This is a genomic window from Marinactinospora rubrisoli, from assembly GCF_042664915.1.
Lineage (GTDB): Bacteria > Actinomycetota > Actinomycetes > Streptosporangiales > Streptosporangiaceae > Marinitenerispora > Marinitenerispora rubrisoli.
In genome coordinates this window covers 831261-831853 of record NZ_JBHTBH010000001.1, presented here as the reverse complement: position 1 = coordinate 831853, position 593 = coordinate 831261, and the positions used below count along the sequence as shown (strand labels likewise).

The window sequence follows — 593 nt, the reverse complement described above, 5'->3', positions numbered from 1 at the left end:
CGGCGCCGCATACCACATGCCCCTTGAAGACCGGTAGAACGGACACCAAGATGACAGAGCAGCAGAAGCCGCCCGCTACCCGGGCCGCGGCGGAGCCGAAACCCGCCGCGGAACCGGAACCCGCGGCGCGGCCGGACTCGGAGGCGCGGCCGGCACCCGCCCCCGAGCCGGAACCCGCGGCGGACGGCCCGTTCAGCCACCCCAGATGGCACCCCGACGGCTCCACCGTCCGGGTCGACAGCGTCCCCGACCAGTACGCCTGGCGGTACCAGCCGCCGGTGCTGCGCGCCGCGCTGGCGGACGAGGACGGCGTCCAGCTCGGCTGGGTGTGGACGGACGGGCGCGAGGCGGCCGGATGGAGCGAGCCCGCCACGCCCCCGGCCGGGTTCGAGGAGGGGGCCGCCCGGGTGCGAGCCGGAGCGCACGTCTGGGCCGCGCTGCGCGATGCCAAGGGGCGGGGCGAGCCGGCCGCGGGTGTGCTGCGTCCGGACCTGCACGCCCCCTACAAGCTGGGCGCCCCGCAGAGCGCCGAACGACCCGACGCGCCGGAGCCCCGGCCGTGACCACCCGGCGGCGCCGCCCGGCACGGACGG

At 78.1% G+C, this 593-nt stretch carries 1 protein-coding gene; it reads left to right on the top strand.

Translation table 11 applies throughout. The features are described 5' to 3' along the window. Positions 1–50 precede the first annotated feature (50 nt). Complete coding sequence (locus ACFQRF_RS03720; RefSeq protein ID WP_379868780.1) at positions 51–563, top strand: hypothetical protein; 513 nt, start codon at positions 51–53, stop codon at positions 561–563. The last annotated feature ends 30 nt before the right edge of the window (positions 564–593 follow it).